Genomic DNA, 14,783 nt, shown 5'->3' with positions numbered 1-14,783 from the left:
CACCGAGTCCGTCCGACTCACCGATCCCAGCGAGGTGTCCCGTGTCCCAGTCAGAGCCCGTCGAAGGCGCTGCCTACCCCCGTGCCGTCCGCTTCCCCCGTGCCTTGAAGTCCACCCCCTCCGGGTTGCGGCTCGCCCACCTGGGCGTCGACGCGATCGCCGAGCGCACCTACTTGGTGGTGCTCGAGCGGCCGTGCTGGACCGCCACCGAACTCGGCGAGCGGCTCGGCCTCGACGACGAGTCCACCCATGAGGTCATCCGGCACCTGACCGCTCTCGGCCTGCTGTCCCGGGGCAGCTCCGGCGATGTCGTCCGGCCGCTCAACCCGCGGCTCAGCCTGACCGCTCTGCTCGCGGAACGGGAAGCGGACCTCGCCCGGGTCACCCGCGACCTGGAACGCAGCCGGGTGGCCGCAGCTGAGATCGCCGGCGAGTTCGCCCGCCGGCACCCGGCGCCGCTCGGCGACGGCAGCGGCGCGCTGGACTGGGCCGGCAGCCCGGCCGCGGCCCAGCGCACCATCGAGGGCCTGCTCAAGTCCGCGTCCGGCGAGGTCCTGGTGAGTACGCCGGCGACGGCCGCCCTGGCCGACCCGATCGCGGGCCTCCGCGAGCTCGGCACCGGCGTGCTGGCCGCACCGGTTCGCTACCGCATCCTGGTGCCCGACGCCGCGCGTACAGACCCGATGCTGGCGCGGCGGCTGCAGCAGCTGACCCGCAACGGCGCCCAGGTCCGTACGGCGACCTCCGTACCGCTCTGCGCGATGATCGTCGACACCGCGACGGTGGCGCTCCCGGCTGACCGCACTGGTCGCGGAGCGGTCAGCATCCTCCGGCTGGCGGCAGCCGTCGGCGCAGTGACCGAGCTGTTCGAACGGGTCTGGCACGCGGCCACTCCGCTGCGCCAACCGACCGGTCTGGGTGACGCGTCCGGTCTGACCGTCCGCGAACGGGAGGTGCTCTCGCTGCTCAGTGACGGCGGCACCGATGCCTCCGCGGCCGCGCAGCTCGGCGTCTCGGTCAGAACGGTCCGGCGGATGGTGTCCGAGATGATGGCGCGTCTCGGTGCGCAGAGCAGGTTCCAGGCAGGCCTGAAGGCGTCCGAGCGCGGCTGGGTGGGTACGCGATGAGCCGCACGCTGCTGGTGTCGCCGGAACGTCCCGGTGCGTACCCGAGCATCGGTGCCGCCGTACTCGACGCACCCGACGACGCCGTCATCTCGATCGCCGCCGGTGTCTACCGCGAAACCATCGACCTCGCCGACCGTTCGGTGACGCTCTCCGCGAACAGCGACGACGTGGTCATCGACGCCACCACCTCGGCGGCCCCCGTACTGCGTGTGGCGGGCGGCCGGCTCACCCTGCGGGACGTGACCGTCCGGGCCGGAGACGCACCGGCGCTGCAGTTGGAGGGCGGCACACTGCACGCCGAGCGATGCGAGCTGTCGGCAGGCTTCGGTCCGGTCGTACAGGTGACCGGTCCGGCCGAGGTGTCCGTGTGGCACTGCCAGGTATCCGGCGGCGAACACGGCCTCGTGCTGGAGGACTGCACCGCGAAGATCGAGCACACCTCCGTGAAGGGGGTGTCCGCCGACGGCGTCATCGTCCGCTTGGGCGCAACCGTCGTACTGCACGACTGCCAGATCACCGACTGCGGACGCCGCGGCATCTACGCGTACCAGTACGGCCGACCGACCGTAGAGGCCTGTGAGATCACCGGTACGTCGGAAGCGGGTGTCCTGATCGCCTACGACTCCACAGCGGTACTGCGTCACACGGTGATCCGTGACGCCTCCGGGCCCGCCGTGGCGTACGGCCGACGCTGCAGAGGTGAGGTGGTGTCCTGTCGTTGGGAGAACACGGCTGAGCCGGCGCTGGAGCTCGCAGAGCCTGAGCTGGTTTCGGTGGAAGAGCTAGCCGTTCGTGTGACCACAGACGAACCCACTGGTGCGGACGTCGAGTCCCTACTGGCCGAGCTCGACGCCATGGTCGGCCTGGCAAGTGTGAAGGACGAGGTACGCAGCCTGATCGACGAGATCCAGGTCAACGAGTGGCGGCGACGCGCCGGGCTGCCGATCGGCAGTCTGAGCCACCATCTGGTCTTCGCGGGCGCCCCTGGTACCGGCAAGACGACCGTGGCGCGGATCTACGGCAAGCTGCTCGCGGCACTCGGCGTACTGCCGAAGGGGCAGTTCAACGAGGTGGCGCGGCGAGACCTGGTCGGGCAGTACCTCGGTCACACCGCCGAGAAGACCACCACTGTCTTCGAGGACGCGAACGGTGGCGTGCTGTTCATCGACGAGGCATACGCCCTGTCCCGGGCCGGTGCGGAGAACGACAGCTTCGGCCAGGAAGCGATCGACACCCTCGTCAAGCTCATGGAGGACCACCGTGACGAGGCCGCGGTGATCGTCGCCGGGTACAGCGACGAGATGCTGCGCTTCATGGACGCCAACCCCGGCCTGGCCTCCCGGTTCTCCAAGACGATCGACTTCGAGAACTACTCTCCGGACGAGCTCACGCTGATCGTGCAGCGCATGGTCGCGGCCCAGGAGTACGACCTGGAGGACAACGCCGAGCCCATCCTGCAGCGGCACTTCGCTGCCGTCTCCCAGGCCGCGAACTTCGGCAACGCCCGCGACGCCCGCCGGCTGTTCGACCGGGTCCGCAAGGCCCAGTCGCAACGGTTGCGCCGACTCGGCGGCATGCCCGGCATCAACGAACTGCGCACGTTGCGGCTCGACGACGTGACCGTAGCAGTCTCATGACACGGGCTCGAGCACGGCGACGTACTGCGCGAGCAGCGTTGACACTCCTTCGAGCAACTGGGGCTGCTCCCCGAGGGTGGCCTGTACTTCGCAGTGCGCCCACAGCGACGGCGCCACCCAGCCCCACTGCCACAGCTCGTACGTCCGTTCGTCCACGACCGCCAGCGGCGCAAGCCCTTGAACGCCGATGGCAAACCGGTCCGGCTCGTCCGGATGATTGCCGAGCCCAATGAACAACGGCAACAACCGGTACTGCTGCGCGAACGCAGTCACATCGTCCACCCGTACGAGCAAGCCGCGACGTACCAGCTCGTCCACGTGCGGCAGTGCTTCGTCGCCGGTGGCCTGGTGCGCCAGGTCCCACGTCTCGAACTCCGCGTCGCTCAGGTGCTCGGCCCTGCGGCCGACCCGCACCACGTTCGCACCGGCGCCATGTCCGACCGGGAAGATCACGGTTGCTCCTCTGTCGTGGCCAGGTCGAGGCAGGCGGCGCTGGGCGAGAGCAGCGCGTGCAGAGAGCCCAGTACGGCGCTGAGGTCCACCTCGTGTTCTTTACATGCGAGCAGCAGATTGGGAGACAGGTGAGACGACAGCCAGAGCCCGTACATCGCCTCCGTCATCGCGGTCAGCGGGAGTTCAGTCGTACCCGCTCGGAACAGCACGGGGGCCTCTGGGGTGTTTCCGAGGCCCAGGTGCAGCGGGAGCAGTCTGTGACGTGCTGCGAAATCGTCCGGGCTCGCCAGGTCCACCTCGGCCAACATGCCTTTGGTCAGCAGTTGGTCGATGCTGTCCGGGATCTCGTGACGGGTCAGCAGGTCAACGACACGCCCACGCTCCCACGGGCTGCGGTCGTCGGTCAGGCCGTGCGCCAGCGACCAGGCGGCGAACTCCTCGTCGGTCAGCCCGACGATCTCCGCACCCAGCCGCACCTGGTGGACGCGGTCTTCCGCGGTGTAGTACGTCCCGAGGCTGTGGCCGATCGGGAACAGCAACGTGGTCATACACGTCACAGTGGCAGCTGGCTCCTGCCGTGGGAGGTTGCTTGCAGCATGTGGCCAGAGTGTGTCCACAGCGGCCTGCGCCGCGGCAGACGACCTGTTCGCGCGGAAGGATGGAGAACGTGACAGACACCGTTCCCGGCTGTACCGACGTGGAGTTGGTCCGGTCCGGACTCCCTCAGGTGTACCGGTGCCTCCGGCAAGGGACCGTCGTCGGCGCGCTGGTGTACCCGGTTCGCGTCGACGCCGGTACAGCTGCCACGTTCGCGAAGCAGGCGAAGACACTGCAGGGCGTTGACCACCCACACGTGGCCAGGGTCTTGGAGGCAGGTCTGACCGACGGCTACCCGTACCTGATCACTACCGCGGACGCAGGAACGCTTGCGGACCGCTTGCGCGATCAGCTCCGGTCACCTGCAGACCTGGCTGTGCTGGGCCAGCAGCTCGCCGAAGGCCTGGCAGCGATCCACGCGGCCGGTCTGGTCCACGGTGGCCTCACGCCCGGGGCAGTGGTGATGCTGCCAGATGGCCGGCCACAGCTGTCTGCGTTGACGCTAGGGCTCAGCCAGCACACCGGCCACGCGGCCCTGAACTCTCCGAGCCAGCTGTATATCGCACCGGAGACTCTGCGGGACGGCACGCTCACAGCGTCCTCAGACCTCTACGCGCTCGGTGCAGTGTTGTACGCCGCCATCAGCGGGAAGCCTCCGCTTGCGGCCCGCATGGGTGAGACCGCCGGCGAACACATCCTGCGGGTCCTGAACGAGCCGCCTGCACGTCTCGACGTACTGCCGGACTCGTTCGCCGGGCTGATCGCGCGCCTGCTCGAGAAGGACCCGGCCAAGCGACCGGGGTCCGCCGCGGAGGTAGTAGCCGCGCTGACGGCGCTCGCGGCGTCGACAACGCCGATTCCTCCGGCGCGGCCGGTTCCCACTGTCACCAAAGCAGCGCCGGCGATGCCGCTGCGGCCGCGGCCGACCGTGCTGAAGCGCAAAGACCTCCCTTCGTGGCCTCAGGCAACCAACCCACCGGCGGCCCCGTCAGTCCCGCCGACACCACCGTCGACACCGCCGACACCGCCGCCTGCGCAACCGCAGCGGCAGTCCGTGGCTCCTCCGGCTGGGCCGCCGCCTGTCGTCGCGTCGCCTATTGTCGCGCCGCCTGCACAGCAGACCTCAGGTCCGGCTGCGCCGACGCCTCCCAAGCGCCGCAATCGGCTGCTGGTGGCCGGAGGCATCGTCCTTGCCGCTGCACTGGTGACGACGTTCGCCCTGGTCAACCGCAAGGACCAGGCCGAGGACCCGCCGATCAGCGCGCCCACCTCGACCCAGAGCACGCCCGTACTCGTCGTCACGCTCAACCCGCCTGCTGACCACAGCACGTACGTCGAACTGACCTGGAGCGGCCCGGCGGACGTGAACTACGCGGTCGTCGTCGCCCAGCCCGGCAAGCAGACCGAGACCACACTGGTCTACAAGCGAACCAAGTACCGGGTCTCTGTGGTTCCAGGCGTGCCGTACTGCTTCGCGATTCAGGCAACGGACGGGATCAACCCGGCCCAGTCGCAGACCCGCCCGATCCGCGACGCGCAGTGCGAGGGACGCTGATCAGCCGAGCAGGCTGCGCGCGTTGAGCGTCGTCCGGATCCGCTGCGACAACCGTCCCTCGGCCAGGCCTCGTCGTGCCTTCCGGACAGCGGACCACGCGAACTCCCGGTCCGGGTCGGAGTCCTGCCCCGACCAGAGCGCCCGGTCCAAACAGCCGGCCAACAACGTCATCGCCTGCGACACCGCACCGTCAGAGTCCCGTGCCACGTCCCGTGCGGTCGCAGCTGGCGTAACACGTATGCCGTGATCCCGGAGCAGATCACGGGCCTCCGCCCACGCTCCGAGCGTCCCGTGCCTGCGGCGACGCTGACGACGTACGGCCTTGGCCAGCGGGACTCCTAGCAGCCAGAGCAACGCCGCGACGACGAGTACGCCAACAAGGATCACCAATGCAGTCCAGCCCGGGAAGTGATAGGTCGTGGGGGCGTTCGGCCCGGGCAGCGTCGGCTCGGACTGGTGTTCGCGTTCGATCTCCTTCGTGGACGGCAGCTGCTTGCGTACAGTCTCGGCTGCACCGGCCAGACCGCCAGTGCCTGCCTTGGACATGGCCGTACCAGTCGGGTCCAGCGGCACCCAGCCGACACCTGTGACCGCCACCTCGGGCCACGCGAGCACGTCTCGGTTGCGGATCACGTACGTGCCGTCAGGGCTCGCGGTGTCCGGTTGCTTGAACCCGACAACCAGCCGCGCCGGCAGACCGAGCAGACGGGCCATCACGACGTACGCGGCCGCGAACTGTTCCGACGTACCGCGCTTGCTTTTCGTCAGGAAGTAGTTGAGCTGCGCGTACCCGTGGCCGGTCGGCAGGTTGTCGCCGGTGGCCAGCTTGTAGTTGGTGCGCAGGTACTTCTCGAGCACCAGTGCAAGCTCGAACGACGGCCGAACGTCGCCGGCGATACCGCGAGCCAGGTCGTCGATTCCGGTCGGCACCTCGCCGAGGTCGTCGCCGCTGGCCAGATCCGAGTCGACGCCCGCCGATGCCAGCGCGTCCACGTCGACTGTGGGCTCGGCCCAGTTCACGCGGTACTGCGACGGATTCGACTGCTCCGCGAGCAACGCCCCGGACGAGGGGTCGACCAGCAACGGCCGGTCGTCCACCACGGACAACGTCCGGCTCTGGCTAGGCAGCCACGGCAAGGACCAGTCGGCGAGCGCTACGTCCGCGGACTGCCGCCGTACGGGCACGGTCACATGCGAGTCGAGCGGTAGCTCGCGTCCAAGCCGCTGGAACTTCGGTGCGGCCGTCCACGTCACGCCGTCGAACCTGTCCAACGCAATGACCGGCCAACGATCCACAGGTCCGGTAGCGCGTGCCGTGAACACCACGGTGTCCGGAGAACGCAGCCGTGCAGCGATCTCGGTCAGCGGATTGCTCAGCACAGTAGGCGAATCCGGAGGACTCGGCTTCGGGAGGTGGACCGCTGTAGACGCCGGCAATGCCACACCGAGTGTGCTGGCACCAACTGTCATCGCAGCGAGCGCGGCGATCAGCCGGACCCAGGAGCCGCGGTCGCTAGGCCACTCCAGCAGGACCAGCGCACTGCAACCAGCCAGCGCCAGTCCCGCGATCAGCGCATCCACGCCGCTCACAGTGACGTACGCCTGGGAGAGGCCAGCGACTACGAGAGCAGGGAGCAGCGCCAGCAACCGGGAGCGTTGCAGGACGCGTGCACCGATCAGGCAGGCAAGAAGAACGAGCAGTGGTACGAATGCGACCAGGTCAGGCACCGGACTGGCCGGCCAGGTCGACTCCAGCGTCCGACGCCAGCCGGACGTCGCTGCATCCCACAACGACAGCGGGCGACGCGCAGCGCCAGGGATGACGGCGAACAACACGACCACGCCACCGGCCAGTGTCAGCGGGACCCGCCAGCGGGCGAGCTGCGGGCGGTGCAGAACCGATTCCTCAACCAGGTAAGCGATTACGGCGACAGCCAGCATCGGCCAGAGTACGGCCGTCGTACCGAACAGCGGCGAGAACAAGAGGCCGGCTACGAGTGCAGCCGCGAGCACACCGAGGATCGGTAACCGTCGGGTCATGCCGGTACGGCGTTCCAGGCGTCTACTGCGTTCTGAGCGTTGTCGGCGTGGATGAGGTGCACTCCGGCGGCAGTGTGCAGCGCTGACTGCTCATGCGTCACGTCGATGTACACCACGGGCCGGTAGCTCGACTTGAGGCTCGGTAGATCTAGGGCGTCACCGGTCAGAACCACGAGCGCTCCACCGTCCCTGGTAAGTGGGAGCGACTCCAGCAAGTTGGCTGTGGTCGCCGACTGCTCGACTGTGGCGAGCTCGTCGAGCAGATCGCTGACGGACTGTACGTCGTGATCCGTACCGCAGGGTGTGGTGAGCCGCAGCCGCTGGCCGTACTGTGCAGCGACAACCAGTACCGACGCAGCCACCGAGACAGCAGTGTCGAACTGCTCAGCGGTCAACACCGACGTACGCGTGTCCAGCAACACCTGCAACCGTGGCTGATCCGGGTCGACGTACTCACGCACCATCAGCCGCCCTGCACGCGCAGACGCCTTCCAGTGCACGTGTCTGACCTCATCGCCCGGTACGTACTCACGGAGACGGCGTAGGTCGATCGATCCGCGCAGCGGTCCCGCGGACACCGGCCCTTCGAAGTGGTGCCGCTGGCGGATCCCAGACGCCGTACGAGCGGCGTACCGCTTCGGATGCACCAAAAGCGTTGCAGCGCTACCGATCGACACCCGACACGACACCAGGCCGAACGGGTCCTGCCTTCGCAGTAGGAGCGGTCCCACTGACACAGGACCTCTGCGCGATGTCGGCAGCTCGTAGTGGTACGTCGCAACACCACTGGGCGCCAGGGCCGCTACAGAGACCTCGGACTGATGTGGGCCGGCGGTGTCAGCGGCAAGGAACGCCGGCTGTCGCCGAGAGGATTCGTTACGCACCACGAGCCGCGCCAGCGCCGGCTGCCCGCACTCCACCCGGTCTGGGTAAAGCACACGCTCCACCGTGACCTTAGGACGCCGCACTACAGTCAGCACGCTCACGAGGACCGCAGCAAGTCCCGCACCGGCCAGTACACGCAGCAGCGGGTACCCGAGCAGCTGTCCCGCGACCAGTAGAGCAAGAGAACCGCTCAGCACTCCCCAGGCTCGTAGCGTGAGCCGTGTGCTCATGACACGACGCCAAGAGCCCGTTTGAGGTCACGTCGTACCGGATTGCCCGGCGCAGGAGTGTCTTCGAGTACGTCGTCCACCACGCTCTCCGCCGTACGACGGGCCAACGTCGCGTCCGCGGTCAGCACCAGGCGATGCGCCAGAACAGGGTGGGCGATGTTCTTGACGTCGTCCGGCGTCACGAACGACCTGCCGTCCGTGGCCGCGATCGCCCGCGCAGCACGGACCAGAGCGATGCTGCCGCGCGGACTGGCGCCGTACCGGACCGCGCTGTGCAGACGGGTCGCCGCGGCGAGGCGGACGGCGTACGCCATCACGGCCTCGTCGACGTACACGGACTTGACCGCGGCTACGACCGCACGGAGCGTCTCCGGGTCGATCACCGGCTCCAGGTCGTCCGGCGTCGGGCCGGCGCCGTCCAGCGCGACCACCTCGACCTCGGCGTCGTGATCCGGGTAGCCCATCTCGATCCGGAGCAGGAAACGGTCCAGCTGCGCCTCGGGCAACTGGTACGTGCCTTCCATCTCGATCGGGTTCTGCGTGGCCAGCACCATGAACGGGTCCGGTACGCGATGCGTGTTCGCGTCCACGGTGACCTGCCGCTCGGCCATCACCTCGAGCAGCGCGGACTGCGTCTTCGGCGTACCGCGGTTCACCTCGTCGGCGAGCACGACGTTCGCGAACACGCCGCCCGGGTGGAACACGAACTTGCCCTGGCCCTGTTCGTACACCACCACACCTGTGATGTCCCCCGGCAGCAGGTCAGGGGTGAACTGGATCCGGCTCCAGCGGCCGCCGATGCTGCGCGCGAGGCTCCTGGCCAGGCTGGTCTTGCCCAGGCCGGGCAGGTCCTCGATCAGCAGGTGCCCGCCGGCGAACAGCGTCGACACCGCCAGCCGTACCACCTGCGGCTTGCCGCGGATCACGCGCTGCACGTTGGCGGCGATCAGCTCGTACGCCTGCTGCGGATCGATGTCTCCCACTACCTGTCCTTCCGTCGCCGTGCGGTACGTCGTACGACCGCGGCCGGAGCTACTGCCGGAGCGCCTGAGGTCGGAGTCGCCGTCGTAGAGCCCGCCGTACCGGTCGCGGTCGCACTACTGGAGTTGTTGCGCTCACGGGTGACGGTCTTGACCGTGAAGGTGAGCTGGAGCGCTGTGAGCCCGGTGTAGCGCGTGCTTCTCGTGGTGACGGTCCTGTCAGCCTGGCCTGTCGCTGAGACGACGTAGTGCACCAGCTGGCCACCGTTCAGGTTCGGGGCGGTCCAGGTCAACGTCACCGAGCCCTTTCCGGGTGTAGCAGTCACCTTGGGCGCAGCGGCCGGGCCGTACGGGTACACAGTCCGGGACGCCGCGGAGCGTGCCGACGTACCGGCACTGTTCTTGGCTGTCACCCGGTAGCTCACGGCCTTGCCCTTGGCCGGGTTGAGCGTCGTCGACGTCAGGTACGTCGGTACGTCGGTCTTGGAGCCGTCCGAGCCGAGCACGGTGTAGCCGGACAGCGTGTAGTCCGTGGTGCTTGGGGAGGTCCACGAGACGTCCACGGAACCGTCCGGCTTAGCAGTAGCCGTCACCTTGGTCGGCGGGCCCGGGGGCTCGGCGGAGCCGTTGATCGAGATCACCTTCGAGTCCACGGCCGGGCCGGTACCGACGCGGTTCGTCGCGGACACCGTGAAGATGTAGCCGCCACCGTTGAGCAGCTGGCCGAAGCTGTGGCTGCGAGAGCTCCCGGAGACGTTCACCGAGCCGGACGCCGGCAGACCGACGACGAACGTACCCGGCGCGACGCGGAAGCTCACCTTGTAGCTGGAGACCGCGGCGCCGTTCGCCCGGGCCGCATTCCAGGTCACGGTCGCCTTGCCGTCGCCCGGCTTGGCGGTCACTCCGCTCGGTGCGCCGGGAGCGGCCGCGGGTGGAACTGTCGGCTTCGTCGTCGGCTTGACGGTCGGCTTCGACGTCGGTCGATTGGTGGGTTTGTCCGTGGGCTTCGTCGTCTCGGTCCGGCCCGGTTTCCGTTCCGGCGGCGTGACGGTCTCGGTGGCGCGCGGCTTGCCGATCGTCACCTGGATCGGCGGCAGGATCGGGCGGTGGGTCGGGGTGGACGTCGGCGTACTGCTCGGGGTCGGCGTGTTCGTCGGCGTAGGGGTCGGCGTCGGCGACTCGGAGGCCGTCGGGGACACCGGCTTGTTGCCGCCGTCGACGTCCACCTCGCTGACCGAACCGTCGCCGTCGACCACGGTGACCACTTCACCGGTCTCGTCGTCGATGTACAGCCGCCCGTCCTGCCCGGCCGTGACCCGGGGTCCGCCCTTGTGGTCGCCCTTCTTCTTGCCGAGATCGTGCGTGTGCAACGGCTTGCCGTCCGCGGCGAACGTCCGTACGACCCGCTTGTCCGTGTCGAGCACTGCTACAGCCGCTCCGGTCGCTGCGACCGCGTCGTACCGTCCTGGTGGGAGGGTGATGCTCTCGGCAGCCTTGGCACCGGTAGCGTCGACAAGCAGCAGCCGCTGACCAGCCAGGATCGGGATGCGTCCGTTGACATCGGACTGCGCTACGACAGAGGTAGTCGGGAGAGCGCCGCTGACGTCCATCGGCTGCGCATGGCCGGCCTTGTCGCCGGTCAGCGGCGTGAGGGTGCGCTTGCTCAGGTTGGCGAACGCGGGCTTGCCCGCGACGCTCAACAGCGCTCCGGCGTCACCTGCCTGCGCAGGAAGCTCACAGGCCAGCGTGGTCGACGTAGGCGCCAGCTTGCAGAAGTGGTCCGCGTCGCGCAGCCAGAGCGCGCCGTCCGCGGTAGCGACCGCACTGGACACCACACTGCCCACGGTCACCGTCTGCTGCTGGTCACCGAGGCGGACGATCTGACCGTGTTGCCGGTAGATCAGGTAGGGGCCGCTCTGGGCCTCGATACCGATCGGTTCCTCCGGGATGCCGATCCGGACCGTGGTCTTCACCCGCAGGTCCGACTTGCCGAAGACGATCACGCCGTCTTCACGGACGACGTACCCGTTGGTGGCGCCCTGTACGACCTGGCTACCGGCCTCCGCCTGGACACCACGGACCTCGGCGTCGACGTTCTTGCCGCCGCCGTCGACCCGGAAGACCGCGCCGAGAGTGGCGTTGTACACCCAATGCCCGGCCTGCTGGAACGCCACCGCCGGGGCACCGCGGCCCAGCGCCGAGTACCCGATGAACGTCCCGAGGACCAGGGCCGCGATCGTCCACCACGCGACGGGGCGGCGGATCGCACGGGCGAGGCGAGTCATGAGGCTAACGTGCCTTTCCTTTGTCCAGCTGCGGTACAGCGGCGATACATCCGGCCGGTGGCTGACCTCAAGAGGCCACTGTGGAGCGGGCCGGGTCCTCAGGTTCGCCCAGGTCAGCCAGGGCTTGGCGGGCTTCTGCGGCAGTGGGGCCTTCCGGCAGGAGCCGCAGTGCGCGGCGGAAGTACTCCGCGGCCTGCTGGCGGGCACCACCACTCGCCTCGGCCATCGCCAGGTTGATCAGTACGGTCCCCTCGGCGTCCCGGTCGTCATGTACTGAGGCGATACCCAGGGCGGCTGTGAACTCGGTCCGTGCGGCGCTGATCCGGCCGGCCCGTGTCAGGGCGCTGCCGAGGATGTTGCGGCTGATGAGCTCGCCGTACCAGTCCTTGCTGTAGCTGGCCGCACCTGCGACGACAGCGACCAGCGGGGTCCAGTTGGGGACATCACCGCCGATCTCGACGTACTGGTGCAGTGCACTGGTCAGCAGCCATGCGTTGGTCACGTCCTCGTCCGCCAGCAACTGGCGGACAGCACCGGCGACCTCCACGTGCCGCGTGTCGAACCACTGGCGCGCTGCAGCCGCATGCTCTCCATCCAGCGCAGCCGCAGCGTCCAGCACGGTCCGTACGTACGCCTCGGGTCCGGCCTTCGGCTTCTCATCAGGTACGTTGGCCAGCAGCTCCTGCTGAAGTCCGCGGAGCTCCGGGCCCGGTTCAGTACCAAGCTCATCCACCAAGGCAGCCCTGGCTTTCTGGTACGTGGCCAACGCGTCAGCGCGGCGCCCTGCGTCCCGGTAGGCGACCAGGAGCCGTACCCAGTTCGTCTCGCGCAGCGGGTCTTCAGTGGTGAGGCTCTTGCACAAGGCCACTGCGTCGGCGAACCGTGCCGTACCGATCAAGGCATCAGCCAACCGCTCACGCACGGACCAGTGCAGCTCCGTCAGCCGAGTCACCTCCGGCTGGTGCTGGTCAGTGACGAGCCCCTCGTACGGCGTACCCCGCCAGAGCGACTGCGCCTCCTCCAGGTGCTTGAGCCCTGTACGGGCGTCCCCTGCCGTCAGGGCGTCCCCACCTGACGTCAGCAGCACCTGCATGCGATCGGAGTCGAGCTCGCCGGCCTCGACACGGATCCGGTACGCCTTGGAACGACTCTCGATCCGCTGACCGTCCACACCGAGCGGCGGGAGCGCCCTGCGGAGCTGCCAGATGTACGTACCGATGTTGCGCTCGGCCGACACCGGCGGCGTCTTGCCGGACCAGACCGTGTCGACGATCTCCCCGACACCGACCCAGGTGTTCGCCTTCACCAACAACAACGCGAGCAGCGCCCGAGGCTTGTCGGCACGGATATAGCGCACCGCATCGGTGCCATCGATCTCCACCGGCCCCAACACCCGGAACAACACCGCCGCACCACCTCCACACCCCTGGCCTCAACGAACCACTCCGACGCACCCCTCGCCCAGCCGGTTCCACACCCACCGCCCGCACTCCACTACAGAAGGTAGTTACCCACCACTCCTCCATCAAACCGGACCGGTGGGTCAGACTCCGCCGCTCGACCTCACAGCAGCGGGTGGCATCCCACCTCCGAGCAGGGATGCCACCCGCGTCCAACGGGGCTACCGGTCAGTTCACTCCGACCACTGGAACTGCCAGCCCGGAGCACACGGCCACTCCGGAGCACACGTCGAGTCCGGATCCCGGTACCACACGTCGGACACCGCGTACCCGTAGTGCCGGTACACGTTCTGCTTCTGGATGCACTCGTCCTGGGTCGCACAAGTGACGGTGTGAACGCTCTCGGTCTGCGCCTGAGCCACCGCCGCACCGCCGGCGACCACAGCCACCACGGCGGCTCCCATCGCCACCATCCGCCCGACCAATCTCATCAGCAAGAACCCTCTCACTCGACAATTAGTTGCCCTACGCAACACGACCGCGACCGTAGCGCCCCCCACACCCCCACGCAAACCTTTCGACACAGCCCGAAACAAACTTGCCCTAGGCAACCGAGGGTTTGCGAACCCGCCACCCCCTTGACTTCTTCTCCGGATCCTGAATACTTAGGTATATGCCTAAGTATTCGGCCGGGACCGACGACGCCGCCGACCTCGACCGGATGTTCCGCGCCCTGGCAGACAGCACCCGGCGAGCAATGGTGAGCCGGCTGACCCACGGCCCAGCCTCGGTCAGCCAACTAGCCGAACCGTTCGACGTCGCCCTACCCACCGTCGTCCAGCACCTACGCATGCTCGAGGACGCCCAGATCGTGTCGTCCGAGAAGGTCGGCCGCGTGCGTACGTACCAGCTCGTACCCGACGCACTGGTCCCGGCCAACGCCTGGATCGTCGCCCACCGCCGCCCGCAGGAGCGGCAACTCGATCGCCTGGGCAACCAACTCACAGGAGGACCGTCATGACCACTCACTCCCAAACCCACGCCACCTTCGTACTCGAACGCGACTACCCGGTCCCCGTGGACCGAGTCTGGGCAGCCTTCGCCGACCCCGAACTCAAACGCAAATGGTTCGGCAGCGACGACTTCATCTACACCGACCGCACCGACGACTTCCGAGTCGGCGGCACAACAACCGACGACGGCTACGACGGCGAGGGAGGCCCCTTCTCCCAATTCCACGCCACCTACACCGACATCAAACCCCACGAACGAATCGTCTACACCTACGACATGTGGCTGAACGGCGCCCACGCCTCCACCTCAATCACCACAATCGTCTTCACCCCCACCCCCACCGGCACCCACCTAACCTTCACCGAACAAGGCGTCCACCTGGACAACGTCCACGGCCCCGACGCCGCCTCCGGCCGAGAATCCGGCACCGCCACCCTCCTAGAAACCCTCGCCAAGGTCCTCACCCCAACCCCCTAACCCAAACCAGGCCGACGTCGGCGCCCGGAACCGACCACCTGCTCTTACGCCAGACATACAAGGGATCGGTAGGCCACGTGAGACTCGGACCCACAAACCCGGC

General features: G+C 68.1%; 13 protein-coding genes. 5 read left to right on the top strand and 8 right to left on the bottom strand.

Annotation, left to right across the window (positions count from 1 at the left end; translation table 11 throughout):
• Nucleotides 1-41: 41 nt before the first annotated feature.
• Both ACFYRU_RS14820 and ACFYRU_RS14815 read left to right on the top strand, forming a co-directional pair.
• The gene (locus tag ACFYRU_RS14820; RefSeq protein WP_387657896.1) at nucleotides 42-1,127 is read left to right on the top strand and encodes a LuxR C-terminal-related transcriptional regulator; all 1,086 of its coding nucleotides are present in this window, start codon (nucleotides 42-44) and stop codon (nucleotides 1,125-1,127) included.
• Nucleotides 1,124-2,764, top strand: coding sequence for an AAA family ATPase (locus ACFYRU_RS14815; RefSeq protein ID WP_387657892.1), 1,641 nt, complete (start codon nucleotides 1,124-1,126; stop codon nucleotides 2,762-2,764). Before ACFYRU_RS14820 ends, ACFYRU_RS14815 begins: the two co-directional genes overlap by 4 nt.
• Here the strand turns inward: ACFYRU_RS14815 and ACFYRU_RS14810 are convergent.
• Both ACFYRU_RS14810 and ACFYRU_RS14805 read right to left on the bottom strand, forming a co-directional pair.
• A complete protein-coding gene (locus tag ACFYRU_RS14810; protein ID WP_387657889.1) occupies nucleotides 2,759-3,217 on the bottom strand; it encodes a hypothetical protein in 459 nt (152 codons plus the stop codon). The genes ACFYRU_RS14815 and ACFYRU_RS14810 overlap by 6 nt on opposite strands.
• Nucleotides 3,214-3,765 (bottom strand): hypothetical protein, encoded by a 552-nt coding sequence (locus tag ACFYRU_RS14805; RefSeq protein ID WP_387657886.1) that lies wholly within the window; start codon nucleotides 3,763-3,765, stop codon nucleotides 3,214-3,216. The genes ACFYRU_RS14810 and ACFYRU_RS14805 overlap by 4 nt, the downstream gene beginning before the upstream one ends.
• Before the next feature lie 119 nt (nucleotides 3,766-3,884).
• Between ACFYRU_RS14805 and ACFYRU_RS14800 the strand changes: the two genes are divergently transcribed.
• Nucleotides 3,885-5,369 carry a serine/threonine-protein kinase gene (locus tag ACFYRU_RS14800; RefSeq protein WP_387657884.1) on the top strand — a complete coding sequence of 495 codons (1,485 nt, stop codon included), beginning with the start codon at nucleotides 3,885-3,887 and terminating at the stop codon, nucleotides 5,367-5,369.
• Here the strand turns inward: ACFYRU_RS14800 and ACFYRU_RS14795 are convergent, their stop codons facing one another.
• The 6 genes from ACFYRU_RS14795 to ACFYRU_RS14770 all read right to left on the bottom strand — a co-directional run bounded on the left by ACFYRU_RS14795 (nucleotide 5,370) and on the right by ACFYRU_RS14770 (nucleotide 13,680).
• On the bottom strand, nucleotides 5,370-7,409 hold the full coding sequence (locus ACFYRU_RS14795; RefSeq protein WP_387657881.1) for a transglutaminaseTgpA domain-containing protein: 2,040 nt from the start codon (nucleotides 7,407-7,409) through the stop codon (nucleotides 5,370-5,372). It abuts the gene before it with no gap.
• Nucleotides 7,406-8,056 (bottom strand): DUF58 domain-containing protein, encoded by a 651-nt coding sequence (locus tag ACFYRU_RS14790; RefSeq protein WP_387657878.1) that lies wholly within the window; start codon nucleotides 8,054-8,056, stop codon nucleotides 7,406-7,408. Before ACFYRU_RS14790 ends, ACFYRU_RS14795 begins: the two co-directional genes overlap by 4 nt.
• A gap of 464 nt (nucleotides 8,057-8,520) precedes the next feature.
• On the bottom strand, nucleotides 8,521-9,507 hold the full coding sequence (locus ACFYRU_RS14785; RefSeq protein WP_387657876.1) for an AAA family ATPase: 987 nt from the start codon (nucleotides 9,505-9,507) through the stop codon (nucleotides 8,521-8,523).
• The gene (locus ACFYRU_RS14780) at nucleotides 9,507-11,789 is read right to left on the bottom strand and encodes a fibronectin type III domain-containing protein (RefSeq protein ID WP_387657873.1); all 2,283 of its coding nucleotides are present in this window, start codon (nucleotides 11,787-11,789) and stop codon (nucleotides 9,507-9,509) included. Before ACFYRU_RS14780 ends, ACFYRU_RS14785 begins: the two co-directional genes overlap by 1 nt.
• Before the next feature lie 67 nt (nucleotides 11,790-11,856).
• Nucleotides 11,857-13,194, bottom strand: a complete 1,338-nt coding sequence (locus tag ACFYRU_RS14775) for a BTAD domain-containing putative transcriptional regulator (protein WP_387657870.1) — start codon at nucleotides 13,192-13,194, stop codon at nucleotides 11,857-11,859.
• A 228-nt stretch (nucleotides 13,195-13,422) separates the two neighbouring features.
• On the bottom strand, nucleotides 13,423-13,680 hold the full coding sequence (locus ACFYRU_RS14770) for a hypothetical protein (protein ID WP_387657868.1): 258 nt from the start codon (nucleotides 13,678-13,680) through the stop codon (nucleotides 13,423-13,425).
• A gap of 182 nt (nucleotides 13,681-13,862) precedes the next feature.
• On the opposite strand from ACFYRU_RS14770, the gene ACFYRU_RS14765 reads away from it, so the two are divergent.
• Complete coding sequence (locus tag ACFYRU_RS14765; protein ID WP_387657865.1) at nucleotides 13,863-14,210, top strand: ArsR/SmtB family transcription factor; 348 nt, start codon at nucleotides 13,863-13,865, stop codon at nucleotides 14,208-14,210.
• Entirely contained in the window at nucleotides 14,207-14,680 is a 474-nt protein-coding gene (locus ACFYRU_RS14760; RefSeq protein WP_387657862.1) for an SRPBCC domain-containing protein, read from the top strand. Before ACFYRU_RS14765 ends, ACFYRU_RS14760 begins: the two co-directional genes overlap by 4 nt.
• Nucleotides 14,681-14,783: the final 103 nt, after the last annotated feature.

The organism is Kribbella sp. NPDC004536, assembly GCF_042873835.1.
Lineage (GTDB): Bacteria > Actinomycetota > Actinomycetes > Propionibacteriales > Kribbellaceae > Kribbella.
This window is presented reverse-complemented; position numbering and strand designations above follow the sequence as displayed.

What these genes read in the sequence shown, in the direction of transcription:
- ACFYRU_RS14815 (WP_387657892.1), top strand. Translation starts at nt 1,124, where the DNA reads ATGAGCCGCACGCTGCTGGTGTCGCCGGAACGTCCCGGTGCGTACCCG.
- ACFYRU_RS14805 (WP_387657886.1), bottom strand. Translation starts at nt 3,765, where the DNA reads ATGACCACGTTGCTGTTCCCGATCGGCCACAGCCTCGGGACGTACTAC.
- ACFYRU_RS14795 (WP_387657881.1), bottom strand. Translation starts at nt 7,409, where the DNA reads ATGACCCGACGGTTACCGATCCTCGGTGTGCTCGCGGCTGCACTCGTA.
- ACFYRU_RS14780 (WP_387657873.1), bottom strand. Translation starts at nt 11,789, where the DNA reads ATGACTCGCCTCGCCCGTGCGATCCGCCGCCCCGTCGCGTGGTGGACG.
- ACFYRU_RS14770 (WP_387657868.1), bottom strand. Translation starts at nt 13,680, where the DNA reads ATGAGATTGGTCGGGCGGATGGTGGCGATGGGAGCCGCCGTGGTGGCT.
- ACFYRU_RS14765 (WP_387657865.1), top strand. Translation starts at nt 13,863, where the DNA reads ATGCCTAAGTATTCGGCCGGGACCGACGACGCCGCCGACCTCGACCGG.
- ACFYRU_RS14760 (WP_387657862.1), top strand. Translation starts at nt 14,207, where the DNA reads ATGACCACTCACTCCCAAACCCACGCCACCTTCGTACTCGAACGCGAC.